Raw genomic sequence first — 25,926 nt, 5'->3', positions numbered from 1 at the left:
CTGGGCGCCGGTCGTTCCGGGGACGGGGTCAGGCGAGGGCGGAGGCCGGGGCGGAGGTGCGGTCGGTGATCGGCGACATCGCCCGGCCACCGCGCGCCACCGCGCCGGCGCCGGCGCCGGCCCGTACGTCCACCACCCGGACCAGCACGTCACCGCGCTGGAAGACGGTGCTCGCCACGATCGGCTGACCGGGGTCGGCCGCGGCCTCCGCGTCGAGGGCGGCCAGCCGGCGCGCCTCGGCCGGTCCCTGGGAGCCGTCGACGGGGTGGACGAAGGCGTGCCTGACCACGTCGGAGGGCCGGTGGCCGCCCGCGGTCCGGTCGCCGGCGGCGCCGGTACCGGCGGCCGACCGCCGGGCCGGGTGCGCGTCCGGGCCCGCGTCCGGGCCCGCGTCCGGGCCCGCGTCCGGGCCCGCGTCCGGGCCCGCGTCCGGATGTGCGGCGGGATGTGCGGCGGGATGTGCGGCCGGGCCAAAGGCCGGCACGTGTTCGACGGCAGGCAGCGCCGCCCGTGCGAAGAAGGCCCGCGCCGACGCGCCGTCGGTCAGGTCCCGCCGTTCCTCCAGATACGGGTTGATCGCCTCCTCCACCGCTTTGACCTCGGGCTGGGCGGCCACGTGCCGGAGCGCGTTGCCGAGGTCGCCGGTCACCTCGACGGCCCGCACCACCCGGTTGCCGTCCATGAACAGCGAGGTCCGCAACAGCCGTGTGGCGTCGTCCACCTGGGCCTGCGGCGACCGGTAGCCGGCCAGGATGCGGGCCACCTCCGGCTCGCTGCCCGGTCTGACGGTGAAGGTGATCGCGTGCCGGACCACCCCGCCGGAGCACAGCGGCGGCGCGGGGAGCGGGTCGACCGCCGGTGTCTTCGCCGCCGAGGTGCCCCGCGCCGCCGCGGCGGTGGCGCCCGCCGGACGCGCCCCGCCCTCCGGCGTCTCGGCGACCACGACGTACCGCAGCGAGGTGGTGTCCCGTACGCAGTCGTGCAGCGGCTCGACCATCGCGCGGTGGGCGGCGCTCTCCACCCACTCCAGGAAGGACGCGCTGTCCTCCCACTCGCTGGTGATGAGCCACTGGGAGGAGTTGCCCAGCGACTGGCACAGCTGGTCGCTGACGTGGCCCGGCACGGCCGCGACCTGGTGGCGGATCTTCTCGTACGCGGCCAGGAACGCCTGGTCCTGACCGTCGAGGACGTCCAGCTGCAATATGACCCGCAGCCGGGTGAGGGGGGGCGCGGTGGCCGGCGGGGTGTGCCGGTCGTCAAGGGTCGTCACGGGAAGGGTCCTCTCGGATACGGGATCGGCACAGCGCCGGACGCATGCCTCGCGCATATGCGGCGAGCTGCCCGGCTACCGTCATGCTCACGTGAAGCCGCCCGGTGCGCACGGCGCGTGACGCGAGCGGGTGAAGACCCCGCCGTTGCGCGCCCCGGAGGCGGCCGGCAGGGAAGAGACAGCCCATGACCCTCACAACCGACGAGCGTGTGCCCGTCCTGATCGCCGGCGGCTCCCTGGTGGGGCTGTCCGCGTCGCTGTTCCTGGGACGCCTCGGCGTCGAGCACCTGCTGGTGGAGCGGCACTCGCGCACCTCCCGCCACCCCCGGGGGCGCGGCAACAACGTCCGCACGATGGAGCTGTTCCGGGCCGCCGGGGTGGAGCCGCAGATCCGGGCCGCCGCCTCGGTGCTGGCCGGCAACCACGGCATCCTGCAGGCCGACACCCTGACGGGCGCCGACCAGGAGTGGCTCTTCAGACAGATCGACCCGGGCGGCACGCTGGACCGGATCAGCCCCTCCGGCTGGTGCCTGTGCAGCCAGAACGACCTGGAGCCGGTGCTGCTGCGCAACGCCCGCTCGCTCACCGGCGACATCCGCTTCGGCACCGAGCTGATCTCCTGCGAGCAGGACGCCGACGGGGTGACGGCCGTCATCCGGTCCCGCGAGACCGGCCGGGACCGTACCGTCCGGGCCGACTACCTGATCGCCGCCGACGGACCGCGCAGCCCGGTACGCGAGCGGCTCGGCATCGCCATGACCGGCCCCGGCGACCTGTTCCACAACGTGAGCATCACCTTCCGCGCCAAGCGGCTGGCCGACGCGGTCGGCGACCGGCGGTTCATCGTCTGCTACCTGACCAACCCGGCCGGCCCCGGCGCGCTGCTCCCGGTGGACAACGAGCAGGACTGGGTCTTCCACGCGCCGTGGCGGCCCGACGACGGCGAGACCCTGGAGGACTTCACCGACGAGCGGTGCGCCGAGCTGATCCGCACCGCGACGGGCGTGCCCGGCCTGGAGGTCGAGATCACCGGGAAGGCCCCCTGGCACGCCGCGGAGCGGGTGGCCGAGCGCTACGGACGGGGCCGGGTGCTGCTGGCCGGCGACTCCGCCCACGAGATGTCGCCGACCGGCGCGTTCGGCTCCAACACCGGCATCCAGGACGCCCACAACCTCGCCTGGAAACTCGCCGCCGTGCTGGCCGGCTGGGCCGGACCCGGTCTGCTGGAGACCTACGACGCCGAGCGCCGCCCGGTCGCGGAGGCCACCGCGGCGCGGGCCTCGGCCCGATCCGCCGAACACCGCCATCCGGGGTACGACGTCGGCCCGGCCGTCGGCCGGCAGGCCGGGATGCTCGCGGTGGTACTCGCCTACCGCTACCCGGCCGGCGCCGTCGAAGGCGTCCCCGCGGACGCCGCCGCCCTCCCGGAGGAGTTCAGCCCGGTGGGCCGGCCGGGCGGCCGGGCCCCGCACCAGTGGGTGCGGCGCGGCGGCGAACGGCTGTCCACGCTGGACCTCTACGAGCGCACCCCGGTGCTGCTCAGCGGCCCGGCGGGCGGCGCCTGGCGCGCCGCGGGCCGGCGGATCGCCGAGCGCACCGGCATCCCGCTGGTGTGCTACGGCATCGGGCACGACCTGCACCCCGAGGACGGATCGGCGTGGGCGCGGCTGCACGCCGTCAGCGACGAGGGCGCGGTGCTGGTCCGTCCCGACGGGTTCACCGCGTGGTGCTCCGAGGGCGCGGACGCCGACCCGGAACGGACCCTCGGGGAGGTGCTGGACCGGGTGCTGCGGCGGGTCTGACCCGCGGGGCGGCTCACCCGACCGGGCGGGGAGTGGCTGGCGGGGGGTCCGCCGGCCAGGGGAGCCGCCGGGCCCTACGGACGTCGCGTACGGCCCGGCGGCTCGTCCGTCCCCGGGGTCAGCCGGTCACCCGGTAGCGCCCGCACATGCCGCGCATCATGTGGCCGGGCACATGGCAGTGGTAGAGCCAGTCGCCCGGGTTGTCCTCCCGGTACTCCACGGTCAGCGTGGTGGCGGGACCGAGCACCTGGGCGTCCGTCCAGCCGCCGCCGGCGCGCCAGCGGTGCCCGTGGACGTGGAAGACGTGGAAGGTGTTGCCCAGCGTGCCGACCCGCCAGCGCACCCGGTCGCCCGGCCGCGCGGTGAAGGTGGGCGCGTTGTCCACGAAGGCGCCGCCGTTGCACAGGGACACGTCCTGCGCGAGCGGGGGCGCGTCGGCGGCGGACAGGTCGTGGAAGAACAGCACGAACTCCCGGTCCACCGCCGGGGTGTGCTCGTCGGTCACGGCGATCATGCCGAACAGGCCGAGCTCCGCGCCGATCTCCATCACCGGACCGCCGCCGCGCACGGCCGCCATGTCCATGGCCGGCCCCGAACCCGCCGCCGTGGTCGTGCCGTTGCCCCCGTCCATGCCCGATCCCGATCCGGTGCCGGTGCCGGTGCCGGTGCCGGTGCCGGTGCCCGATCCCGTGGCCGCGCCGTGTGCGGCGCTCTGCGGGGCCGCGTGGTCGTGGTACGGCCAACTCCCCACCGAGCCGGGCGTGCAGAGCCAGGTGTAGGTGTACGTACCGCCGAACGGCACCGCCGTACCCGGCCGGTTGGGGTCGTCGGCCATCCAACTGCCGTCGCTGTCGCCGCCGTAGCGGACCCCGTGCGGGTGCATGCTGTGCGGCCACCCGTAGTGCGCGTCGTTGTTCTTGAAGTGCACCTTGATGACGTCGCCGACCTCGCCGCGGATGACCGGTCCCGGGATGCCGGTGTTGACGCCGACCCCGTACGGGCCGAGGTCGCCGTCCAACGGCCGCTCCCAGCCGGGGGTGCAGGCGCGGTAGCCGATCGCGGGGTACGAGGTCCGGTCGGCGGTGAACGTCATGCCGGTCATGGCGTCGCGGCCGTTCGGCGCCACGTCGTGGACGAACGAGTCGGCCCGGACCCAGTACTCGCGGATCCGCCCGCTGGGCCGGAACCGGTCCTCGGCGAACGGGTCGGGATCCGCGGCGCGCGGACCCGCCGCCGCCGCGGGCACGCCGCCCGGCAGCGTCAGCGCGGCCAGGGCGCCGCCACCGGTCAGCGCGCGCAGCAGGGTCCGGCGACCGCTGCCGGAAGGGGAGGCCGGTACCGGGTTCGGAGCCATGGCGTCCTTTCGGGGAAAGGGAGGGGGAGGCGAGGGGCCGCACTGCTCGTGGTCACCACTGTGGGCGCCATCCGGGACGCCGCGCCGTCCGTCCGGGCCGAGCGGGTGACGCCGGGACCGGCCGGACACCGGTCCGCCGGGCCAAAGGCCTTGGTCGACTGCCGTTCAGGGGACTCCCCTCACCCGGTGGGCGCACCCCGTCCCCCTGCCGGCCCTCCCCGGTGGCGCGCCCGTGGGAAGCCACGGACGGTGAGCACGTCGCCACTGCGCTTTCCAGGGCCGGTACGAAGCCGACCGGCGTACGTCGCGACGGAAGGAACGTCCCCATGCGTACTGCGCGCTCCCTGCTGGCCGGTGCCGCCCTCACCGCAGCTCTCGCCATCGCCGCCCCGGCCGCCCACGCCACGGGTGCCGTCGACGCCTACGACCCGAGCGGACCCGCCGCCTCCTCCGGTGCCGGCCGCGAGTCGGGCCAGGGCGGCTTCGAGAAGGGCAGGGCCGACGGCCAGGAGTCCGGCCAGGAGTCCGGCCGTGACTCCGGCGAGGGCGGCTTCGAGAAGGGCGACGGAGACCGGGCCGGCGACGACGGCGGCTGGCACAAGCCGCACGGCGGCATGCACACCGGTGGCGGCGGCCTCGCCGGCACCGGCGGCAGCGGTCTGGCGGCCGGCTCCGTCCTGCTGGTCGGCGGCCTCGGCGCCGGCGCGTGGGCGCTGCGCCGCCGCAACGCCGCGGCGGGCGGCCCGACCACCGCGTAACGCCGCCGGCGGCGGCGAGCCGGGTCCGCCACCCTTCCGGGCGACCCGGTTTCGCCGCCACCCCGGTGGCGGGCCCTCCGGCACCCTCCCCGGACCCCGCCACCCGGCCCGTCCCGCCACCCGCCGTCCCGCCCCGCGGTCGGCCGTCCGGTCCGCCGTCCGGTCCCGTTCCGCGGCTCAGCCCGGTCTGTTCCACGGTCTGGCCGCGGCCCGCGGCCCGGTCCGTCTCATGGCCCGCCCCGCGGTCCGTTCGGCGGTCCGGTCCGTGGCTCCCGGCCCGGAGGCCGCCCCCACCCTGACAGGGGCCGGCCTCCTCGCCGTCCCGCCCGGGACGACCGCCGCCGCGGGCGGCGCCGCCCGCGGCGGCCGAGGGCGCCCGCGGGTCGGCGCGGACCCCTGGCGGACGGGCGCCGCCGTCACCGCCCCCACCGCCGTCACCGCCCTCACCGCCCCGGATTCCCGCAGCCGTCGAAAGGCATCGCCCCATGGTCGTGCAGTCCCCCCAGCAGGGCGCCGCGCCGGCTCGTGAGAGCCGGCCGCGGCTGCTGCGCTGGGCCACCGCCGCGGTTCTGTTCGGCGGGATCCTGATGTACAACTCGCTGACCCACGCCGAAGGCGAATCCGCCATCGGCACCGGGGTGTTCGCGGCCCCGACCGCCCCGACCGCCCCGGGCGTGCCGGACGACCCGGGCGCGCCGGACGACCCGACCGCCTCCGCCGCGCCGCAGCCGGGCACCCCCGCGCCCACCGGGGGACCGGCGATGGAGCGGTCCGCGCCGACGCTGCTGTCGATCCCCGCCATCGGGGTGAACGCGCCCTTCACCGAGCTGTCCCTCGGCTCCGACGGCCGGCTCCAGCCCCCGCCGGAGGACGACCCCAACCTGGTCGGCTGGTACGGCGACGGTCCGACGCCCGGCGAGCGCGGGGCCGCGATCGTCGCCGGCCACGTGGACACCAAGACCGGACCCGCGGTGTTCCTCCTGCTGTCGCTGCTCAAGCCCGGCAGCGGCGTCGACGTCACCCGGGCCGACAACAGCGTCGCGCACTTCACCGTCGACTCGCTGGCGACCTTCGCCAAGAACGACTTCCCGGACCAGCGGGTCTACGGCGACACCCCGGACGCCGAGCTGCGGATCATCACCTGCGGCGGCACCTTCGACCACGCCAAACAGGACTACAAGGACAACGTGGTGGTCTTCGCCCACCTGGACTCCGGTCGGCAGGACTGACCGCCGCCCGCCGTAATGACCACCGCCGGGCCGCGCCGCCCTGCCCGGCGGGATGAGGCTGCCCGGGGCCCGGCGGGATGAGGCTGCCCGGGCCCGGTGGGGCCGGTGGGCCCGGCTCCGTTGAGCCACGCCTTCCGCTTCCTTGAACCCGCCATAAGAATCCGCCCCACCGCCGTCAACCCGGCTCCTGTCCGTCGCCCGGTGGCCAGGGTCTTCGTTTGGATCCCCGCGGCGTCGCGGGCCCCGGCCCGCACACCTGCCGCGTTCCCGCCGGTCGGCGACACACCGCGTCGCCTTCCTCCCCGGTCCTGCGGCCGCACGCACCGGCTGACCGCCGCCCCGGGGCGTCCACCCCGGGACCCGCGGGCAGTTCCTCTCCTTCCCCCATGGGAGAGGAGCCGCCCGTGCCGTGTGCGGTGCGGGGGACGGCACCCTCGAACCGCCCCGCCGCACCCGTCCCTTCAGGACGTCCCGGCCTCCTCCGGCACATCCGGCAGGACGTTGTCGCGCGCCACCGCGGCGTACCAGTGCGCGCTCCGCTTCGGGATCCGCCGCTGGGTGGAGAAGTCCACGTACACCGCGCCGAACCGCTTGCTGTAGCCGTACGCCCACTCGAAGTTGTCCATCAGCGACCACAGGAAGTAGCCGCGGACGTCCGCGCCGTCGGCCAGCGCCCGGTGCACGGCGGCGAGATGGCCGTGCACGTAGGCAATGCGCTGCGGGTCGTTGACCGCGCCCTCGGGCGACAGGTAGTCGTCGTAGGCGGCGCCGTTCTCGGTGACCATCGTCGGCAGCTCGGGGTGTTCCCGGCTGATCCGCATCAGCAGGTCGTACAGGCCGGTCGCGTCCACCGACCAGCGCATGGCGGTGGTCTCGCCGGGCGCCAGGTGGAAGGCGACGTGCTCGGAGCCCGGCCACGGCGAGTAGGCGCTGGCGCCGTGGCCGTCGTTGCGGGCCAGGTCGGTGCCCTCGGCGTGCGTACGGCCGTCCGAGACCAGCGTCGGCGTGTAGTAGTTGACGCCCAGCAGGTCGATGGGCCGGGAGATCTCGGCGAGGTCGCCGTCCCGGACCAGCGCCTCCCAGTCCACCAGGTGCGCGGTGTCCGCGAGCAGGTCGGCCGGGTAGTTGCCGGACAGGATCGGGTCGAGGAAGACCCGGTTGCCGACCGCGTCGATCCGGCGGGCCGCGTCCAGGTCGGCCGGCGTCGCGGAAAGCGGCCTGATCTGGTGCAGGTTGAGGGTGATCGAGGTCTGCGCGGCGGCGGGCAGCGTGGCGCGCAGCGCCCCGACCGCCCTGCCGTGCGCGAGGTTGAGGTGGTGCGCGGCCTTCAGCGCCGCCTCCGGGTCGGTGCGGCCCGGCGCGTGCACCCCGGAGCCGTAGCCGAGGAAGGCAGAGCACCAGGGCTCGTTGAGCGTGGTGAAGTACGGCACCCGGTCGCCGAGCGCGCCGCCCACGATGCCCGCGTACTCGGCGAACCGCTCGGCGGTGTCCCGTACCGTCCAGCCGCCGACGTTCTCCAGCTCCTGCGGCAGGTCCCAGTGGTAGAGGGTGGCGACCGGGGTGATGCCCCGGCCCAGCAGCTCGTCGACCAGCTGCCGGTAGAAGTCCAGGCCGCGTTGCACGGCCGGGCCGCGGCCGGTCGGCTGCACCCGCGACCAGGAGACCGAGAAGCGGTACGCGCCCAGGTGCAGGCCGGACATCAGCGCCACGTCGTCGCGGAACCGGTGGTAGTGGTCGGCCGCGATGTCGCCGGTGTCGCCGTTGAGCACCCGGCCGGGGGTGTGGCTGAAGGTGTCCCAGATGGAAGGGGTGCGACCGTCCTCGGCCGCGGCGCCCTCGATCTGGTAGGCGGCGGTGGCCGCCCCCCAGATGAAACCGGGGGGAAAACGGAGCGGGGCCGGGGCCGCACCGGTGGCGGTCTCGGCGCTTTCGGCGCTCTCGGAACGGACAGCTGTCATGGCGGGGGACTCCAGGGGAATCAGGGGGTCGTCGGAGGAAGGGGCCGCGGGCCGGGGCGGCACCGGGAGGCTCAGTTCTTGACCGCGCCGGCGGTGATACCGCCGACGATCTGCCGGCCGAGCACGGCGAAGACCAGCAGCAGTGGCAGCGTCGCCACCAGCGCGCCGGTCACCACCACCGCGTGGTCGATGGTGTGGTCGCCGGAGCCCAGCCCGGCCAGGGCGACCTGGACCGTCGGGTTCTGCTGGTTCAGCGCGATGAACGGCCAGAAGAAGTCGTTCCAGGCCTGCACGAACACCAGCATGCCGAGCACCGCCATGGCCGGCCGGGCGACCGGGAACACCACGTGCCAGATGATCCGCATGCTGTGCGCCCCGTCCACCCGGGCCGCCTCGACCAGCTCCACCGGCAGTGCCTCGCTGAGGAACTGCCGCATGAAGAACACCCCGAACGCGGCCACCAGCGACGGCAGGATCACCGACTGGATGTGCCCGACCCAGCCGACGTCGGTGATGATCTGGTACAGCGGGATCACGGTGAGCTGTGGCGGGATGGTCATGGTCGCCACCACGACGGTCAGCAGGGCGTTGCGCCCCCTGAACTCCAGCTTGGCGAAGGCGAATCCGGCCAGCGTCGCGAACAGCACGGTGCTGAAGGCCACGCACCCGGCCACGATGGTGGAGTTGACCAGGGCGGTGGTCATGTCGACCTGGTCCCAGACGATTCTGAGGTTCGAGATCAGATGGCTGCCGGGCAGCAGCGGCGTCGGCGGGGTGACGATGTCGGTGTCGGTGTGCGAGGCCGCGACCACCGTCCAGTACAGCGGGAACAGCGACAGCAGCGTGGCGACGATCAGGAACAGGTACGCGACCGGGCCGCCGCTCTGCTGCTTGCCCGCGCCGCCCGCGCGCGGCCGGAACCGGCGGCGGGCCGGCCTGGCGGCGGTGGACGGCCGGGACCCCGCGGGCGCCACCGGCTGGGTGAGTTGTGCCATCGGTCAGCCTCCCAGCTTCCGGCGGTTGTTCCGCAACACGAACAGCTGGACGGCGCCGATGAGCAGCAGGATCAGCAGCATGACCCAGGCCACCGCGGACGCCTGCCCCAGCTCGCCGACCTGCCAGCCCTTGTCGTACATGTACAGGCTCAGTGTCTGGTACTGGTGTGCCGAGCCGCCCGAGCCGCTGTTGCCGCCGTAGATCAGCGGCTCGCCGAACAGCTGGGTGGCGCCGATGGTGGAGACGATGATCGTGAAGAAGATCGTCGGCCGGATCGACGGGATCGTCACACTGACGAACTGCCGCCACCGGGAGGCGCCGTCCAGCGCCGCCGCCTCGTACAGGTCGCCGGAGACCGCCTGCATGGCGGCCAGGTAGATGAGCGCGTTGTAGCCGGTCCAGCGCCAGGTCACGATGGAGGAGATCGCGATCTGCGCCGGCCACTTGGACGACGACCACTGCACCGGGTCGACGCCGAGGTGCCCGAGCAGCTGGTTGATCATCCCGTAGTCGGGGTTGAACAGCTGGACGAACACCAGCGACGCCGCCGCGATCGAGGTCGCGTACGGCGCCAGCACCGCCACCCGGAAGAAGCCGCGGGCGCGCAGTTTGTAGTTGAGCAGGTGCGCCAGGCCCAGCGCCATCAGCAGCTGCGGCACGGTGGAGATCAGGCCCAGCGTGAAGGTGTTGCGCAGCGCGTTCCAGAAGAACTGGTTGTCCCACAGCTCGGCGTAGTTGTGGAAGCCGACCCACTGGGCACCGGTGCCGAGTTCCACCTGGTTGAGGGAGAGCCAGCCGGTGTAGATCAGTGGGAAGAGTCCGAAGGCGGCGAAGCAGAGGAAGAAGGGGGCGATGTACGCGTACGGCGACGCCTTGGTGTCCAGCCGGTACAGCTTGCTGCGCCAGCCGGTGGAGTCGCCGTCCGACGTCGCCCTCACGGAGGTGGCCACGAGTGGCGTCCTTCCGGTAGGGGAGCGGGCGAGGGTGTCGAGGGGGCGGGGGTCTTCCGGTCTCGGGAGGGGTCTGCGGGGCGGGGATCCGCGCGGTAACGGTCCGCGCGGCGCGCCGCGCGGCGGCGGCCGGTGCGGGGGCGGACGGCGGCCCGGGGCCGCCCGGCGGAGCGGAGGAACACCGCCGGGCGGCCCGCGGCCGGGGGGTTACTGGTCGCCGACCTTGTCCTTGACCTGGGCCTGGACGTTGGACCAGGCCTTGTCCTTGGAGGTGCCGCGCTGCTCCATGTCGAGCAGGCCGTTCTGCGTGATGGTGTCCTTCACCACGCCGTCGTTCGGGCCGATCGGGGCCGGCTTGATGTCGTTCGCGGTCGCGGTGAAGATCTTGCCGACCGGGGTGCCGGGGAAGTACGCGTTGGTGGTGTTCAGCACCGCCGGGTCACTCAGCGCGGCCTTGTTCGACGGGATGTTGCCGAACTTCTGGAAGACCTTGACCTCCTGCGCCGCGGCGGTCAGCCACTGCGCCAGCGCGGTCGCCTCGGCCACGTGCTTGCCGGACTTGGGCACCGCCAGGAAGGACCCGCCCCAGTTGCCGGCTTGCGGCGGCTGCGCGATGTCCCACTTGCCCTGGTTGGCCGGACCGGAGTTGGTGGCGACCAGGCCGATCATCCAGCTCGGGCAGGCCACGGTGGCGAACTTGTTGGTCTTGAAGGCCGCGGTCCAGGTGTTGTTCGCGTCGAACTGCTGGAGCTTGGCGGTCAGTCCGTCCTGCACCGCGGTGGACGCGATGTCCCAGGCCGTCTTCACCCCCGGGCTGGTGTCGTAGACCAGGTTCCCCGAGCCGTCCGAATACTGGTCGGGCTGGCTGGACAGCACCGCGTTGAACAGGCCGCTGGCGGAGTCGGTGAAGGCCACCCCGGCCGGCGCGTGCGCCTTGAACTGCTTCCCGGCGGTGACGAACTTGCCCCAGTCGCCCGCCCACAGCGCCGCCACCGCGTCCCGGTCGGTCGGCAGCCCGGCCTGCTGGAACAGGTCCTTGCGGTAGCAGATCGCGGTCGGGCCGACGTCCGTGCCCACACCGATGACCTTGCCGTCGGAGGTGGTGGCCTCCTTCTCCTTGTAGTCCAGCCAGGCGCCCGCGTCGAACCCCTTGACCGTATTGAAGTCCACGAACTTCGACGCGTACTGCGGCTGGGTCGCGTTGGCGATGAAGCCGATCTCCAGCGCCTGGATGTCGTCGAGCCCGCTGTTCTGGGTCAGGTGCAGCTTCAGGGAGTTCCAGTACGCCCCGCTGTCCGAGACGTTGTCCTCGATCACGGTGATGTTGGGGTGCAGCGCGTGGTACTCGGAGAAGAGCTTGGCGCCCGTCTTGTCGTCATAGCCGAACGAGCCGAAGTCACCGATGTGCAGCGTGATCTTCTCGTTCGCGGCGGCCTTGCCACCGCCGCTGCCGGAGTCCTTGCTGTCGCTGCTGCATCCGGTGATCAGGGTCGCGCAGGCTGCGAGACCCGCGACCGCGATGACGGCGGTCTTGCGGGTTCTGCCGGAAGTGCGCATTCCACTCTCCTTGTCAGGGTGGGTCGGCGTGCGGGTGCTGCTGGGTGAGCCGGGTGAATCGGGTGGTGCACCGGCATGGGAGCTGTGGGAGCGCTCCCATTGCGCTTTCCGGAACAGTCACGCCTCAGGGGGGGCAGTGTCAAGACATGAAGTCGATTTCGTTGCCGGAACGTGTCCGGCGCTGACCAGGGATCACTTCTTGAACACAAGTACTCTCCGGTACCGCGCCGGGCGCCCGGTTCAGATGTGCGGCGCGTCGTACCGCTGACCGGCCCGGTTGCCTGGGCCTTGTATCGTGGGAGCGCTCTCAAGCGCCCTCGGAAGCGTACGCGGCGGGCGCTAAGGTGGCGCGACAGAGCCAGCAGGAGGCGGAAGTGGCCATGAACGGGCGGCACAGTGGACGGCCCACTCTGGAAGAGGTGGCCGTACGCGCCGGGGTGGGGCGCGGTACGGTCTCGCGCGTGATCAACGGCTCGCCGCGGGTCAGCGACCGCGCGAAGGCCGCCGTCGAGGCCGCCATCGCCGAGCTGGGGTACGTACCCAACCGGGCGGCCCGCGCGCTGGCCGGCAACCGCACCGACGCGATCGCCCTCGTCATCCCGGAGCCCGAGACACGGCTGTTCGCCGAGCCCTACTTCTCCGACATCATCCGCGGCATCGGCGCCGAACTCGCCGACACCGAGATGCAGTTGCTGCTCACCTTGATCCGCACGCCCAAGGAGCGGTCCCGGTTCGGCCAGTACCTGGCCGCCCACCGGGTGGACGGCGTCCTGCTCGTCTCCGTGCACGAGGACGACCCGCTGCCCGACCTGCTGGAGCAGCTGGAGATGCCGGCCGTCCTCAACGGCCGCCGCAGCGACCTGGAATCCGTCTCCTACGTCGACGCCGACAACGTCGGCGGCGCCCGGGCCGCCGTCGCCCACCTCGTCGCCCGCGGGCGGCGCCAGGTCGCCACGATCACCGGCCCGCTGGACATGTACGTGGCCCGCTGCCGGCTCGACGGCTACTACCAGGCGGTCGGCCAGGCCGGACTCGACCTCCCCCAATCCCTGGTGGCGGGCGGCGACTTCACCGAGGAGGGCGGCCGGCGCGCGATGCGGGAGCTGCTCGCCCGGCAGCCCGGGATCGACGGGGTCTTCGCCGCCTCCGACGTGATGGCCGCCGGCGCGCGCGCCGTACTGCGCGAACTCGGCCGCCGGGTGCCGGACGACGTGGCCATGGTCGGCTTCGAGGACTCCGCCATCGCCCGCCACATGGACCCCGCGCTGTCCTCCGTGCGCCAGCCCACCGAGGAGATGGGCCGTACGATGGCGCGCGTCCTGATGGAGGAGATCGCCGAACGGGCCTCGGTCCGCAGACACGTGGTGCTGGCGACGGAGCTGATTCAACGGGACTCGGTATAGGGCGTGTCGGCGCCGGCTGGCGCCGTCGCCCGCCCCGCGGACCCGGCCTGCCGCCGGCCTGAGGGAGCGGCCGTCTTTCCTGCCCGAGGCAGCGGGGCACTGCTTCCCGGCTGCGGCGGCGGGAGCGCCTTCCGCCTGGGACGGCGGACCGCTTCCCGGCCGCGGCGGAGTCCGTGCCGATCCCGAGGCCGGCGCCGGCGGCCCCAGGACGTCGAGGCCGGGGGCGGTCTCGCCGGCCAGGGAACGCTCGGCGGTCCCGTGGTCGCCGACCAGGGCGCGGGCCGCTCAACGCCCGGGGCCCGGACGCTGGACGGCCTGGGAGACGATGGCCGTCTCGGCGTGGGTGATGCCGAGCCCCGGCAGGTCCCCGCGAGGAAGGCGTAGAGGGCGGCCAGGGCCCGTACCCGTACGGCCGCGTGGCGGTTGGCCGGGCCCGAGGTGGCGAAGGCGCCGTGGACGGCCGGGTGTTCGGTGAGCGCGCGGCCGGCCGTGGCCAGGCGGTCCGGGGGCACGCGCGGCCTGACGTTGGCGTACGGCCAGGCCGAGGCGGTGCGGGTCGATCACGATCTGGGTGATGAGCCGCTGCCTGGCGGCCAGTCGGGCCAGACGGCGGCGGACGGTCGACTGGAGACGGCCGGTGAGTGCCGCGAGCGCGGCGGCGGGCGGCCGGGCGTCGTCGGCGAGGGCGGCCAGGATCCGCCGGTCGGTGCCGTCGGGCGGCCCGCCCGCCGCGCCCGCCGCGGTCCTTCCGCCCACAGAGCGCCGCACGTGCCGGCCGGGGCCGCCGGATCGCGCGATCCCGGCGCCACCCCCCCCGCAAGCGCCCGGCCCGACCCGCGAGCACCGCCGCCGGGCCCCCGCGGGTGCCCGGTCCGAGCCGTGCGCACGGACCGGCATAGGCTCGGCCCGGAACGAACCCAGGGAGAGGCGGGCGGCGTGGCAGACGGGGAAACCGGGCGGCGGCGGGTGGTCGAGTGGGAGGACCCGCTGGTCACCGCGGCAGGCATGACCGGCCGCAGCGGGCTGGAGTTCCTGCGCGCGATGCTGGCCGGCGACGTACCGGCACCGCCGATCCTGCACACCCTCGGCATGCGGCTGGAGTCCGTCGCCGAAGGCGAGGCCGTCTTCGTCCTGGAACCCGCCGAGTTCCACTACAACCCCATCGGGTCCGTGCACGGCGGCGTCTACGCCACCCTGCTGGACTCCGCGGCCGGCTGCGCCGTGCAGACCCGCCTGCCGGCCGGCACCGGCTACACCTCCCTCGATCTCGGCGTGAAGTTCCTCAACGCCCTCCGCGTCGGCTCCGGCACGGTCCGCTGCACCGGCCGCGTCGTCCACCTCGGCCGCCGCACCGCCCTGGCCGAGGCCCGCCTGGAGACCGCCGGAGGCCGCCTGCTGGCCACCGCCACCAGCAGCTGCCTCCTGCTCACCCCGTAGACGATCCGGCGGGCCCCGTTGACGGGTCGCGTTGACGGGCCGCGCGCCCGGCGCGAGACGCGCGCCGCCGGCACGAGACGCCGCCGGGGGCGGAACGCGGACACATGGGGGGTGTCCGCGTCCCGCCCCCGGCGGTTCTTTGTGGGGGGATCGGGAGACGGTTCGGAGGGTGACGGGATCATCCCGGGCGGAACGACCCCGTCACGGTGGCACCGGCGTCACCAGCCGACGGCGATCTCCATCCACTGCGGGTTCTGTACGGTGGCGTACGCGGCCTGGCCGGCCACGTCGTCGTACGGGAAGCCGTAGGCGAGGTGGTTGATCGCGTGGTCGTGCCAGAACTTGGCGTACCAGTTGGCCGGGTCGGCCGAGTAGAACTTGGTCGGGTCCTGCTGCTGGGCCGTCGGGAGGGTGGCGGTGTGGCGGTTGAGCGCCGCGCACAGGCTCGCGTCGGCGCCGAGCGAACCGGCGCAGCCGAAGACGTTCGAGGTGGGCTCGTTGACGCCGACCGAGTTGGCGTACGCCGTGAAGTAGTCGGCGTTCACGCCGCCGACCTGGAAGCTCGGGTCGCTGCCGGGGGCGATGATCCGGTACGGAGCCTGGGTCTGGGCCAGCACCTTGAACTGTTGCGGCACGGCCGCCTGGAACTGGGCGAACGTGGCGTCCCGGCTCTGGTTGAACAGGTCCTGGCTGTCACCGAGCTGGATGTCCTGGCCGTCGTGCGAGTGCAGCCGGATCGCCAGCGGCAGGCCCCACGCGTCGACGCGGGTGGTGTTCCCGTTGAAGACGGTCGCGCCGATGGTGAACTCGATGAAGTCGTAGTACTGGCTGGTCGGGGAGCCGAGGTAGAAGTACATCCGGCCCGAGGAGTTCGCCGGCATGTCGAAGTACGGCTGCTCCGCGATCGAGTGCACCTGGCCGTTGAAGCTCCAGTAGACCTGGCTGTCGGGGTACTGGCCGTTGGTCCGGTTGAGGATCTTCAGTTCCAGCACGTTGTGCGCGGCCGGGATGTCGCTGGTCGTGCCCCAGAACGCGTCACTCGGCGGCGGGGTCGTCGGGGAGGTCGGCGGCGGGGTGGTGGAACCGGACAGCAGGTAGACCTGGAACTCCCACAGCGAGTAGCCGTAGCCCGTGGCACGCGTGGTGCCGTAGACCCGGATGTAGCGGCCGGTGCCGGTGACGTTCAGGTTCTGCACGCCGCCGGTGCCCGTGGTGGTGGAGTAGACCGAGGTCCAGTTGGTGCCGTCGTCGGAGGTCTGGATCTGGTACGCCGAGGCGTACGCGGCCTCCCAGTTCAGGCCGACCCCGCAGATCTGCTGGGTCGCGCCGAGGTCCACCTGGAGCCACTGCGGGTCACTGAACGCGCTCGACCAGCGGGTGCCGGTGTTGCCGTCCACCGCGGCCGAGGCGGCGGTGCCCGCGTTCTCGGAGGAGGACGCCGTGGCGGGCCTGTTCAGCGCCGCGTTGTCGCCGCTGCACACGGCCGGCTGGGTCGGGCCGCCGCCGTACACCTGGAACTCCCACAGGGAGTAGCCGTACTGCGTGCCCCGGACCGTGCCGTAGAACCGGACGTAACGCCCGGAACCGTTTACGGTGAGGTTCTGTACGCCGCCGGTGCCGGCCGTCGTGGAGTAGACGTCCGTCCACGCGGTGCCGTCGGCGGAGGTCTGGATCTTGAAGGACTTGCCGTACGCCGTCTCCCAGTTGAGGGTCACCTGGGAGATGCTCTGGGCCGCGCCGAGGTCGACCTGGAGCCACTGCGGGTCGGCGGCGGCGCTGGACCAGCGGGTGCCGGTGTCGCCGTCCACCGCCGCCGAGGCGGGCGTGCCCGCGTTCTCGGTGGAGGACGCGGTGGTGGGCTTGTTCTGGGACAGCAGGGTGTCGGCCGCGCGGGCCGGGGACTGTGAGGTCACGACGAGCGCGAGGCCCGCCACGAGGGCGACCAGCAGCGCGAGGATCAGATACGGCCGGGATCTGTCGTTCCGTCCTGGCCGTCGGCGCACCAATGAGGCTGTGCTGCCTGACATGTGTTCTCCTCAACCGGGTGGGGGTCCGTGATGGAGGCCGGAGCGCCCACCTGAGAGCGCTCTCTAGCGAGGTGATGTTTACAAGCCCCGTACATCGCCGTCAATAAGTTGTTCAATAGTGGTCTGTTGGTGCCCCGCCGATTTCGAGTCTCGAACGGGCAAGTGCCTGTTCAGCGCGGGTCGTTGAACGCGGGCCGAAAAACCCGTGTGAACGGGGGGACGGGCGGGAAGAAGATCCGCTCCGCCCGGACGGTAGGGGGCGCCCTTGTCGCGTACAAGGGCCAGACCGTCGAGAGCTCCGTACGCCTGGCCGCGCCCGGCCCGAACACGCCCGCCGACGCGGCCCGTTGCACCAGACCACCAGCCACGCCGCGTCCCGACGCCGTACGGCCCCCACCCCACGGCACCCCCTTGGGGCACCCCCACCCCTGACGGCACCCCTTGGGGCACCGACACCCCCGAAGGTCCATCCCCGCGCCCACCTGACGCCGTGTGTTCGGCCACCGGGTCCGCTGTGCGTGGTGCGTTCGGCCGCTGGGCCCACCTGACGCCCGACGTTCGGCCGGGTAGCCGGTGAGCCGAAGGGCGCGCCGGTGTCGAAAGGGAGAGCGCGCGCAGTGAGCGAGGTACGAGCGAGTGAGCACGGTCGACCGTCGACACCGGACCGAAGCGCCCGGAGGCGAGAAGGCGGCAAAAAAGGGAAAGGGCGGTGCCATAACGCTGGACGGCGCCCACTCATGGGCGCCCTGACGCCCGACGGCACCGGCCTGTGGGTGTCCCGACGCCGTACGTCACCCACTCACGGGCACCCCCCACCCAACGTCCCCCACTCCGGAGATCCACATGACAGACCCCACGCGTAGCCCGCGTACGCGACGGGTACGACTGTTGCTCCGGGCCGCGCCCGACGCGGCGGCCCGCCCTCGGGGTTGTCCTCCCGTGGACCGGCCGCGGCGCCCGCGCGCCGGCCCGCCGGCCGGCCCACCCGTTTACCGGCCTCCAGGCCGGCCCACCGGCCTGGCACGAGCCCCCCTCGCACGGCACCTCACTGTCAAGTCATTCGGCGGAAACAAGACAATCACCGCCGACTCCGATGTCACCACCCGTGTCAATTTCAACTATCGCCGGGGCGTACGGCTCTGCCTGTTTTGGTGGTCAAGGCGGTGGTTTGTGGAGCGCACACCAGCCGTCGGCAGACCCCAAGGCCTACCGGATCAGTGACGGAATGGTGTTCCCGCGGTGGATCCGCTGGTGGCCTTCCGGCCCCTCCCAGGGGCGTCGTTCAGCCGGCGGGCGGTGGCCGGCGCCCGCGTCTGCCTCCAGGTCGGCGCGAAACGATCTGTTCCGGGCCGTGCCCACCCGGCACCCGGGCGGGTCGTCGGGCCGCCCCGACCCCCCGCAGCAGACAGGGCAAGCCGGCAACGGAGGAGACCGCCGCAAACAGGGCAAGCCGCGGACAACGGTGAGGACCGCCGGAGACAGGGCAAGCCGCGGACAACGGTGAGGACCGCCGGAGACAGGGCAAGCCGCGGACAACGGTGAGGACCGCCGGAGACAGAGGAGGCCGTCTCCCGCATACGCGGGAGGCGGCCTCCTCCACAGAGGGTGAGTGACGGGACTCGAACCCGCGGCATCCTGGACCACAACCAGGTGCTCTACCAGCTGAGCTACACCCACCATGAGCGGCTGTTCCCTACCGGGGTGACGCCGCCTGAAAAAGTGTACAGGGTCGGGAGGGGTGGTCGCGCCCGCCCTTCCGCGCGGCCGGCCCCGGCGATCAGTGCGCGTGCTTCTCCGCGGGCAGGACGTGCTTGGCGGCGATCGCCCGGACCGTGTCCGTGTCGGGACCCGGGGCCGGTACGAAGACCACCTCGCGGTAGTAGCGCAGCTCGGCGATGGACTCGCGGATGTCCGCCAGGGCCCGGTGGTTGCCCTTCTTCTCCGGGCTGTTGAAGTAGGCCCGCGGATACCAGCGCCGGGACAGCTCCTTGATCGAGGAGACGTCCACGATCCGGTAGTGCAGGTGCTGCTCCAGCGTGGGCATGTCACGCGCCAGGAAGCCGCGGTCGGTGGAGACCGAGTTCCCGCACAGCGGGGCCTTCCGCGGCTCCCTGACGTGCTTGCGCACGTAGGCCATCACCAGCTTCTCCGCCTCGGCGAGCGTCACCCCGCCGTCCAGCTCGTCGAGCAGCCCGGAGGCGGTGTGCATCTGCCGGACGATGTCCGGCATCGACTCCAACGCCTCGGCGGGAGGGCGGATGACGATGTCCACCCCCTCGCCCAGCACGTTCAGCTCCGAGTCGGTGACGAGGGCCGCCACTTCGACCAGCGCGTCGTGCGCCAGTGACAGCCCCGTCATCTCACAGTCGATCCACACCATCCGGTCGTTCATACGGCTCACCCTACGGGGCGGTCGCGGGGTCCCGGCAGTGCGGCGCCGAGGCCACGGGCGGTCCGCAGCCGGTTGCGTCCCGAGGCGTCCGACACCTCGGGCCTGCCCGACTGCTCCGGGATACGGGCGCTGTACGCGTCCGGGTCGGCCTTGCCGGGCGCGGCCAGGATCTGCGACACCGGCCCACGGCGCAGCGCCGGCAGTTCCGGGGACGGCGCCGGCCGGTCCGGCTCGTCCTGCGGCCGCCGGGCCCGGTAGGCGGCCCGGTAGGACGCCGGCGAGGAGCCGAGCTGCCGCCGGAAGTGCCCGCGCAGGGCGACCGGCGAGCGGAAGCCGCAGCGGCCCGCGACCTCGTCCACCGAGTAGTCGGAGGTCTCCAGCAGCCGCTGCGCCTGGAGCACCCGCTGGGTGATCAGCCACTGCAGCGGGGCGCTGCCGGTCAGCGACCGGAACCGCCGGTCGAAGGTCCGCCGGCTCATGTACGCGCGCGCGGCCAGCGCCTCCACGTCGAACTGCTCGTGCAGGTGCTCCAGCGCCCAGGAGACGACCTCGGCCAGCGGGTCGGCCCCGATCTCCTCGGGTAAAGACCTGTCCAGGTGCCGCTGGCCGGTCTGCCAGTCCGACCGCCTGGGCGGAACCACCAGCCGCCGGGCCAGCGCCGCCGCCGCCTCGTTGCCGTGGTCGGTACGGACCACGTGCAGGCACAGGTCGATACCCGCGGCCGTACCCGCCGAGGTCAGCACGTCCCCGTCGTCCACGAACAGCTCCCGCGGGTCCACGTGGACCGACGGATAGCGCTTGGCGAGGGTGGGGGCGTACATCCAGTGCGTGGTGGCCGGCCGTCCGTCGAGCAGCCCGGCCGCGGCCAGTACGAAGGCGCCTGTGCACAGCCCGACGATCCGGGCGCCCTCCTCGTGGGCGCGGCGGATCGCGTCCAGCGCCTCGGGCGGGGGCGCCTGGGATATGGAGCGCCAGGTCGGCACCACGACGGTGCCGGCCCGGGTCAGCGCCTCCAGGCCGTAGGGCGCGGTGAGTTCGAGGCCGCCGGTGGTGCGCAGCGGACCTTCCTCACCGGCGCACACCAGCAGCCGATAGCGCGGCACACCCGCGTCCTGCCGGTCGATGCCGAACACCGAGAGCGGTATGGAGCTCTCGAAGATCGGTCCACCGCTGAAGAGCAGCACCGCGACGACTTCCGGTCGACGTCGCGCGGAAAGTTTGCGAATGGCGCGAGGCGATGCCGATGGTGCTTGCGACGGGCTGTCCGCCGCCGTACCGGAACTGGACTCCTGGCTCATGGAGCTCAAGCCCCCCTCGAATCGACGCGTCGTCCCCTCGGTCCTGCACGTTCTCCCCCGCTTGTCCCCGCGCGGTCACCTCAAGATCAAATCTACTGTGTCAGGTGGGGCGCTAGTGACAAGTTCACCATCTGACGCTAAGTCGACAAGATAACGTGGCGTAAAGCGTTCGATCACGAAGCGTTTCATCCCGAGCGCCCGCTGGGAAGTACGCCTCTCGTCACTCGGGTCCCTGAAGCCACCTTCCGAGTCATCGCGCATCGTAGAACCGCAGGTGGCAGAGGTGTTAGCCGGGGGAAAGTCCAATGGGCACGCCGCACTGAGAAGTTGGCCGAAAATCGCCCTTCGGCGGACCGGTGTGCGTAAAAGGCGTCGGGCCGCGCGCCGGCCGGCCCCTCAACCCCGGTCTGACGAGGCCGTACGGGCGGCGGGCGGTGCGCCCCCGGGTGCGCCGGTGCGCCGAACCGTGCTGCGGGTTGGCGGGATGGCGTTGCGCTCGGGGCCCGGCTCCGGCATCCTCCTGGGAACTCCGGGTACGGAGAGCCTGTGAACGCGCCGCCAAGGCTGTGCAGGCGGACTTCGCGGCCGTACTCTGGAGGGAGGGGGACGGGAAGTGTCGAACCGGCCGAAACCGGCTGCTGCTGCGGCCCGCCCCGCTCGACCTGTCCTGTCCGCCGCTCGGCGCGTCAGCGCCGCCCTCGCCGACGAGAATCCGCATCATGGCCGGTCATGAGTTTCCCGAACCCGCCGACGGCAGGCCGCTGGCCGATGCGACGGCGCTGCCCGAGCCGGCCCTGGCCGCGCGGCACGCCTGCGACCCGGCCTTCCGGCACGGTGTCGTGGTGGGGTTCGACGGTTCGGTGTCCAGTGAGCGCGCCCTCTCCTACGCGGTCGGCATGGCCCGCAGGACCGGATCGGCGCTGATCATCGTGCATGTGGCCAACAGGCTGCCGGCCACCGTGTGGGCCGGCTGCGAGCCACCGGTCTTCGTGGACGTGCCCGACCACCGCACCGAGCTGCTCGGCCTGGAGCTGGCCTGCGCGGACCATCTCGCCGAGATCTCCTGGGTGCTGGTGGAGCGCGGCGGCGACATCTGCCACGAACTGGAGGAAGTCGGCCGGGAGTACGAGGCCGACGCGATCGTGGTCGGCGGTACGCACGGCCTGGTCGGCCGGATCTTCGGCTCGGTGGCCGGCCGGCTGGCCCGCCGGGCGCAAAGGCCGGTCGTGGTCATCCCGTAGGACTTTCCCGCGGCACCCGCGGCACCCGCGGCGTAGGAGGGCCCCGCCGATCGGCGGGGCCCCGGTGGTCCCGGTGTCTGCCGGCGGCTACTCCGCCGGGACCGTTCCGTACGGCCGGTATCTACTCCACGGTGACCGACTTCGCCAGGTTGCGCGGCTTGTCGATGTCCCGGCCGAGCGCCAGCGCCGTGTGGTAGGCGAAGAGCTGGAGCGGGATGCCCATCAGGATCGGGTCCAGCTCGTCCTCGTTCTTCGGTACGACGATCGTGTCATCGGCCTTCTCCTGCTCCTGGTGGGCGACGGCGAGGATACGGCCGCTGCGCGCCTTGATCTCCTCCAGCGCCGCCCGGTTCTTCTCCAGCAGCTCGTCGTCCGGCACGATCGCCACCGTCGGCATGGACGGGTCGATCAGCGCCAGCGGCCCGTGCTTGAGCTCGGAGGCCGGGTACGCCTCGGCGTGGATGTAGCTGACCTCCTTGAGCTTCAACGACGCCTCGCGGGCCACCGGGTAGCCGCGTACCCGCCCGATGAACAGCATCGACCTGGCGTCCGCGTACTGCTTGGCCAGCACCTTGATCTCCGGTTCCGACCGCAGGATCTCGTCGATCTGGCCCGGCAGCCGGCGCAGGCCGGCGATGATCCGCTTGCCGTCGGCCACCGACAGGTCGCGGATCCGGCCCAGGTGCAGGGCCAGCAGCGCGAAGGCCACCACCGTGTTGGTGAAGCACTTGGTGGACACCACGCACACCTCGGGCCCGGCGTGCACATACGTGCCGCCGTCCGCCTCGCGGGCGATCGCCGACCCCACCACGTTGACCACGCCCAGCACCCGCGCGCCCTTGCGCTTGAGCTCCTGCACCGCGGCCAGCACGTCGTACGTCTCACCGGACTGCGACACCGCCACGTACAGCGTGTCCGGGTCCACCACGGGGTTGCGGTAGCGGAACTCCGACGCGGGCTCGGCGTCGGCCGGGATACGGGCCAGCTCCTCGATCAGCCCGGCGCCGATCTGGCCGGCGTGGTAGCTGGTGCCGCAGCCGAGGATCTTGATCCGCCGCACCCGGCGGGCCTCGCCCGGCTCCAGGTTCAGCCCGCCCAGGTGCACGGTGGCGAACTTGTCGTCGATCCGGCCGCGCAGCACCCGGTCCACTGCCTCGGCCTGCTCGGTGATCTCCTTGTGCATGTACGTCTCATGACCGCCCATGTCGTACGACTCGGCCTCCCACTCCACGGTGGTCGGCGTGGCGGTGGTACGGGAGCCCTCGGTGGTGTACGTGCGGAAGTCGTCGGCCTTGAGGGTGGCCATCTCGCCGTCCCCCAGGGTGACGACCTGGCGGGTGTGGGCGACCAGCGCGGCGACGTCCGAGGCGACGAACATCTCCTTCTCGCCGATGCCCAGCACCACCGGGGAGCCGTTGCGGGCGGCCACGATCCGGTCCGGGAAGTCCTTGTGCAGCACCGCGATGCCGAAGGTGCCCTCGATGGCGCGCAGCGCCTCGCTGACCTTCTGCTCCAGCGTCTCGGCGGGGGAGCGGGCGATCAGGTGGGCGAGCACCTCGGTGTCGGTCTCCGAGCTGAAGACGGTGCCCTCGGCCATCAGCCGGACCCGCAGCTCGGAGGCGTTGTCGATGATCCCGTTGTGGACCACCGCGACCTTCTCCTCGGCGTCCAGGTGCGGGTGGGCGTTCTCGTCGCTCGGGGCGCCGTGGGTGGCCCACCGGGTGTGGGCGATGCCGGTGGTGCCGGCGAACCGCTTGGGGATCCGGGCCTCCAGCTCGCGGACCCGGCCCTTGGCCTTCACGGTCCGCAGGTCGCCCGACTTGCCGGCGATGACGATGCCGGCCGAGTCGTAGCCCCGGTACTCCAGCCGCTGGAGGCCCTCCAGCAGCAGCGGCGCCACGTCGCGCCTGCCGATGTAGCCGACGATTCCGCACATGTGTCGTCCCTCTCCGTCGTCCTGGCCGTACGTCGCCGTACGGGGTTCCCTGCGGTCCGTGCCGCGCGGCCGGTCCGTTCCCGGCCGGCGGTGCCGCCCGCCGGTCCGCTCGCTCGGTTCGCTCCGGCCGCCCGGCTCGCTCAGCCGTAGACGATCCGCCGGAGCTGGCGCTGGGTGAGCGCCGCCGGTGTGACCGCCCGGTGCGGCAGCTCCTCGCCGATCCGCTCGAAGATCTCCGCGTTCACCAGGCCCTTGGCCTGGAGCTCGCGGTGCCTGCGGCGGACGAACTCTTCGGTCGTCTCGTCGAAGTACGCCAGGACGTCCAGCACCACCCGGACGGCCTCGCCGCGCTGCAGCGGCGTGGTGCGCACCAAGTGGTCGATGAGGTCCTCGTGGGCCGTCCGGCGTTCGGGCATCTGCTGATCCTGCTGCGGTCGAGCTGCTCTTTGCAAGAATCCTGCCCGCTTTCGGGCACCCATGCGCCCTAAGGGGGGCCGAATGGGTGAGCGAGGTGGGGCGGGCGGGTGGCGTGCGGCGCAGGACGCCTTGACCGGGGCGGAGGTCGCGGGTAGGGATCGGGACGTGAACCGACTCGATGGGCGGGCGGCGCGCGGGCCGCTGCCGCTGCGTGTGCTGTGCGTGGTGATGCTGGCCGTGGCGGCGCCCGCGCCGGCGGCGGGGGCACGGGCCGCCTCTTCGGAGGCGCCGGCGGCCGATCCCGCGGTGGCCGCCGTCACCTCCCGGGTGGTGCCGGTGCCGGCCTCCGTGCGGCCGGGCGGCGGCGCGTTCCGGATCACCTCCTCCGCGCGTGTGGAACTGGACGCGGCCTCCGCCGGCGCCGCCCGCGACGTCGCGGACTACGTCGCCGGTCTGCTCCGCCCCGCCACCGGCTACGCGCTGCCGGTCGTCACCGGCGGCGCCGCCCGCGGCGTGGCCGAGGGCGGCGCCGCGGCGGGCGACCCGGCCGGCGTCGTCCTGGCGCTCGGCGACACCGACCAGGGCCTCGGCGACGAGGGCTACCGGCTGCGGACGACGGACAGCGCCGTGGTGATCAGCGCCCGGACGGCGGCCGGGCTGTTCCACGGGGCGCAGACGCTGCGGCAACTGCTGCCGGCCTCGGTGGAGAGCCGCTCACCGGTCCGGGACACCGCCTGGACGGTGCCGGACACCGACATCCGGGACGTGCCCCGCTACGCCTACCGGGGGGCGATGCTGGATGTGGCCCGGCACTTCTTCACCGTCGCCCAGGTCGAGCGGTTCATCGACGAGCTGGCCCTGTACAAGGTCAACACACTGCACCTGCACCTCACCGACGACCAGGGCTGGCGGATCGCGATCGACTCCTGGCCGCGGCTGACCGCATACGGCGGCAGTACCCAGGTCGGCGGCGGCCGGGGCGGCTCCTACTCGCAGGACGACTACCGCGAGATCGTCCGCCATGCGACCGCCCGCTTCCTCACCGTCGTGCCCGAGATCGACGGCCCCGGCCACACGAACGCGGCCCTGGCCTCGTACCCGGAACTCAACTGCGGCGGCAGCGCCCCGCCGCTCTACACCGGCACAGCGGTCGGCTTCAGCTCGCTGTGCGCCCCCCTGGAGACCACGTACGCCTTTCTGGACGACGTGATCGGCCAGATCGCCGCGCTGACCCCCGGCCCGTATCTGCACATCGGCGGCGACGAGGCGCAGTCCACCAGCCAGACGGACTACGCGACGTACGTGGACCGCGTGCAACGACTGGTCGCCGGCTACGGCAAGACCGTGATCGGCTGGCATCAGATCGTGGGCGCGAGCCCGGCGCCCGGCACCATCGCCCAGTACTGGGGCACGGCCGGCAACGAGACCGAGGTCGCCGCGGCGGCCCGAGCAGGCACCCGGGTGATCATGTCCCCGGCGAACCGGGCGTATCTCGACATGAAGTACACCTCCTCCACCGCGCTGGGCAAAGCGTGGGCGGGCTACGTGGAGGTGCGGACCGCCTACGACTGGGACCCGGCCACCTTCGTCCAGGGCGTCCCGGCGTCAGCGGTCGACGGCGTGGAGGCGGCGCTGTGGACGGAGACCCTGGCCACCACAGCCGACCTGGACGACATGGCCTTCCCGCGGCTGCCGGGAATCGCCGAACTCGGCTGGTCCCCGGCAGCCACGCACGACTGGGGCACCTACCGCGTCCGCCTGGCCGCCCAGGCCCCGCGCTGGGACGCCCTCGGCATCGGCTACTACCGTTCCCCGCAGGTGAGCTGGCCCTCCTGAGCCCCGGCCCCGGTTGTCCGGTCGCGCCCGGCGCCGGCTGTTGGGTCGGGCCCGGCGCCGGCCGC

19 protein-coding genes and 1 tRNA gene are annotated in these 25,926 nt (G+C 73.0%); 7 read left to right on the top strand and 13 right to left on the bottom strand.

Features of this window, described 5'->3' with window-relative positions; translation table 11 throughout:
- Positions 1–28: 28 nt before the first annotated feature.
- Complete coding sequence (locus tag RLT57_RS08940; RefSeq protein WP_311296836.1) at positions 29–1,270, bottom strand: SchA/CurD-like domain-containing protein; 1,242 nt, start codon at positions 1,268–1,270, stop codon at positions 29–31.
- A gap of 185 nt (positions 1,271–1,455) precedes the next feature.
- Between RLT57_RS08940 and RLT57_RS08935 the strand changes: the two genes are divergently transcribed.
- On the top strand, positions 1,456–3,072 hold the full coding sequence (locus RLT57_RS08935) for an FAD-dependent oxidoreductase (RefSeq protein WP_311296835.1): 1,617 nt from the start codon (positions 1,456–1,458) through the stop codon (positions 3,070–3,072).
- 118 nt (positions 3,073–3,190) lie between these two features.
- On the opposite strand, the gene RLT57_RS08930 is transcribed toward RLT57_RS08935, so the two are convergent.
- A complete protein-coding gene (locus tag RLT57_RS08930) occupies positions 3,191–4,426 on the bottom strand; it encodes a multicopper oxidase domain-containing protein (RefSeq protein ID WP_311296834.1) in 1,236 nt (411 codons plus the stop codon).
- 326 nt (positions 4,427–4,752) lie between these two features.
- On the opposite strand from RLT57_RS08930, the gene RLT57_RS08925 reads away from it, so the two are divergent.
- Together RLT57_RS08925 and RLT57_RS08920 are read left to right on the top strand one after the other, a co-directional pair.
- The gene (locus RLT57_RS08925) at positions 4,753–5,184 is read left to right on the top strand and encodes a hypothetical protein (protein WP_311296833.1); all 432 of its coding nucleotides are present in this window, start codon (positions 4,753–4,755) and stop codon (positions 5,182–5,184) included.
- A 485-nt stretch (positions 5,185–5,669) separates the two neighbouring features.
- Positions 5,670–6,413: a class F sortase gene (locus RLT57_RS08920; protein ID WP_311296832.1), complete on the top strand. Its 744-nt coding sequence runs from the start codon at positions 5,670–5,672 to the stop codon at positions 6,411–6,413.
- Positions 6,414–6,874: 461 nt separating this feature from the next.
- On the opposite strand, the gene RLT57_RS08915 is transcribed toward RLT57_RS08920, so the two are convergent.
- The 4 genes from RLT57_RS08915 to RLT57_RS08900 all read right to left on the bottom strand — a co-directional run bounded on the left by RLT57_RS08915 (position 6,875) and on the right by RLT57_RS08900 (position 11,874).
- Positions 6,875–8,371 (bottom strand): glycoside hydrolase family 1 protein, encoded by a 1,497-nt coding sequence (locus RLT57_RS08915; RefSeq protein ID WP_311296831.1) that lies wholly within the window; start codon positions 8,369–8,371, stop codon positions 6,875–6,877.
- A gap of 71 nt (positions 8,372–8,442) precedes the next feature.
- Complete coding sequence (locus tag RLT57_RS08910; protein WP_311296830.1) at positions 8,443–9,366, bottom strand: carbohydrate ABC transporter permease; 924 nt, start codon at positions 9,364–9,366, stop codon at positions 8,443–8,445.
- Between the two features lie 3 nt (positions 9,367–9,369).
- The gene (locus RLT57_RS08905; protein WP_311296829.1) at positions 9,370–10,317 is read right to left on the bottom strand and encodes a carbohydrate ABC transporter permease; all 948 of its coding nucleotides are present in this window, start codon (positions 10,315–10,317) and stop codon (positions 9,370–9,372) included.
- 207 nt (positions 10,318–10,524) lie between these two features.
- Positions 10,525–11,874, bottom strand: coding sequence for an ABC transporter substrate-binding protein (locus RLT57_RS08900; RefSeq protein WP_311296828.1), 1,350 nt, complete (start codon positions 11,872–11,874; stop codon positions 10,525–10,527).
- Between the two features lie 380 nt (positions 11,875–12,254).
- Between RLT57_RS08900 and RLT57_RS08895 the strand changes: the two genes are divergently transcribed.
- On the top strand, positions 12,255–13,277 hold the full coding sequence (locus RLT57_RS08895; protein WP_311300639.1) for a LacI family DNA-binding transcriptional regulator: 1,023 nt from the start codon (positions 12,255–12,257) through the stop codon (positions 13,275–13,277).
- A 285-nt stretch (positions 13,278–13,562) separates the two neighbouring features.
- On the opposite strand, the gene RLT57_RS08890 is transcribed toward RLT57_RS08895, so the two are convergent.
- Positions 13,563–14,033 (bottom strand): AsnC family transcriptional regulator, encoded by a 471-nt coding sequence (locus RLT57_RS08890; protein WP_311296827.1) that lies wholly within the window; start codon positions 14,031–14,033, stop codon positions 13,563–13,565.
- A gap of 249 nt (positions 14,034–14,282) precedes the next feature.
- Between RLT57_RS08890 and RLT57_RS08885 the strand changes: the two genes are divergently transcribed.
- Positions 14,283–14,714 carry a PaaI family thioesterase gene (locus RLT57_RS08885; RefSeq protein ID WP_311300638.1) on the top strand — a complete coding sequence of 144 codons (432 nt, stop codon included), beginning with the start codon at positions 14,283–14,285 and terminating at the stop codon, positions 14,712–14,714.
- 218 nt (positions 14,715–14,932) lie between these two features.
- Here the strand turns inward: RLT57_RS08885 and RLT57_RS08880 are convergent, their stop codons facing one another.
- The 4 genes from RLT57_RS08880 to RLT57_RS08865 all read right to left on the bottom strand — a co-directional run bounded on the left by RLT57_RS08880 (position 14,933) and on the right by RLT57_RS08865 (position 20,431).
- Positions 14,933–16,741: a discoidin domain-containing protein gene (locus RLT57_RS08880; protein ID WP_311296826.1), complete on the bottom strand. Its 1,809-nt coding sequence runs from the start codon at positions 16,739–16,741 to the stop codon at positions 14,933–14,935.
- Between the two features lie 1,604 nt (positions 16,742–18,345).
- A tRNA-His gene (locus tag RLT57_RS08875) sits at positions 18,346–18,418 on the bottom strand.
- A gap of 100 nt (positions 18,419–18,518) precedes the next feature.
- The gene (orn, locus tag RLT57_RS08870; protein WP_311296825.1) at positions 18,519–19,133 is read right to left on the bottom strand and encodes an oligoribonuclease; all 615 of its coding nucleotides are present in this window, start codon (positions 19,131–19,133) and stop codon (positions 18,519–18,521) included.
- 5 nt (positions 19,134–19,138) lie between these two features.
- Positions 19,139–20,431 (bottom strand): GlxA family transcriptional regulator, encoded by a 1,293-nt coding sequence (locus RLT57_RS08865; protein WP_311296824.1) that lies wholly within the window; start codon positions 20,429–20,431, stop codon positions 19,139–19,141.
- A 719-nt stretch (positions 20,432–21,150) separates the two neighbouring features.
- Here RLT57_RS08865 and RLT57_RS08860 point away from each other — a divergent pair.
- Positions 21,151–21,672: a universal stress protein gene (locus tag RLT57_RS08860; RefSeq protein ID WP_311296823.1), complete on the top strand. Its 522-nt coding sequence runs from the start codon at positions 21,151–21,153 to the stop codon at positions 21,670–21,672.
- A gap of 121 nt (positions 21,673–21,793) precedes the next feature.
- On the opposite strand, the gene glmS is transcribed toward RLT57_RS08860, so the two are convergent.
- Positions 21,794–23,608 (bottom strand): glutamine--fructose-6-phosphate transaminase (isomerizing), encoded by a 1,815-nt coding sequence (gene glmS, locus RLT57_RS08855; protein WP_311296822.1) that lies wholly within the window; start codon positions 23,606–23,608, stop codon positions 21,794–21,796.
- Positions 23,609–23,748: 140 nt separating this feature from the next.
- Positions 23,749–24,024: a hypothetical protein gene (locus RLT57_RS08850; RefSeq protein ID WP_311296821.1), complete on the bottom strand. Its 276-nt coding sequence runs from the start codon at positions 24,022–24,024 to the stop codon at positions 23,749–23,751.
- Between the two features lie 229 nt (positions 24,025–24,253).
- On the opposite strand from RLT57_RS08850, the gene RLT57_RS08845 reads away from it, so the two are divergent.
- Positions 24,254–25,861: a beta-N-acetylhexosaminidase gene (locus tag RLT57_RS08845; RefSeq protein ID WP_311300637.1), complete on the top strand. Its 1,608-nt coding sequence runs from the start codon at positions 24,254–24,256 to the stop codon at positions 25,859–25,861.
- The last annotated feature ends 65 nt before the right edge of the window (positions 25,862–25,926 follow it).

The organism is Streptomyces sp. ITFR-21 (assembly GCF_031844685.1).
Classification (GTDB): domain Bacteria; phylum Actinomycetota; class Actinomycetes; order Streptomycetales; family Streptomycetaceae; genus Actinacidiphila.
Note: the sequence above shows the minus strand (reverse complement) of the source record. Positions and strands in the feature narration are given on the sequence as shown.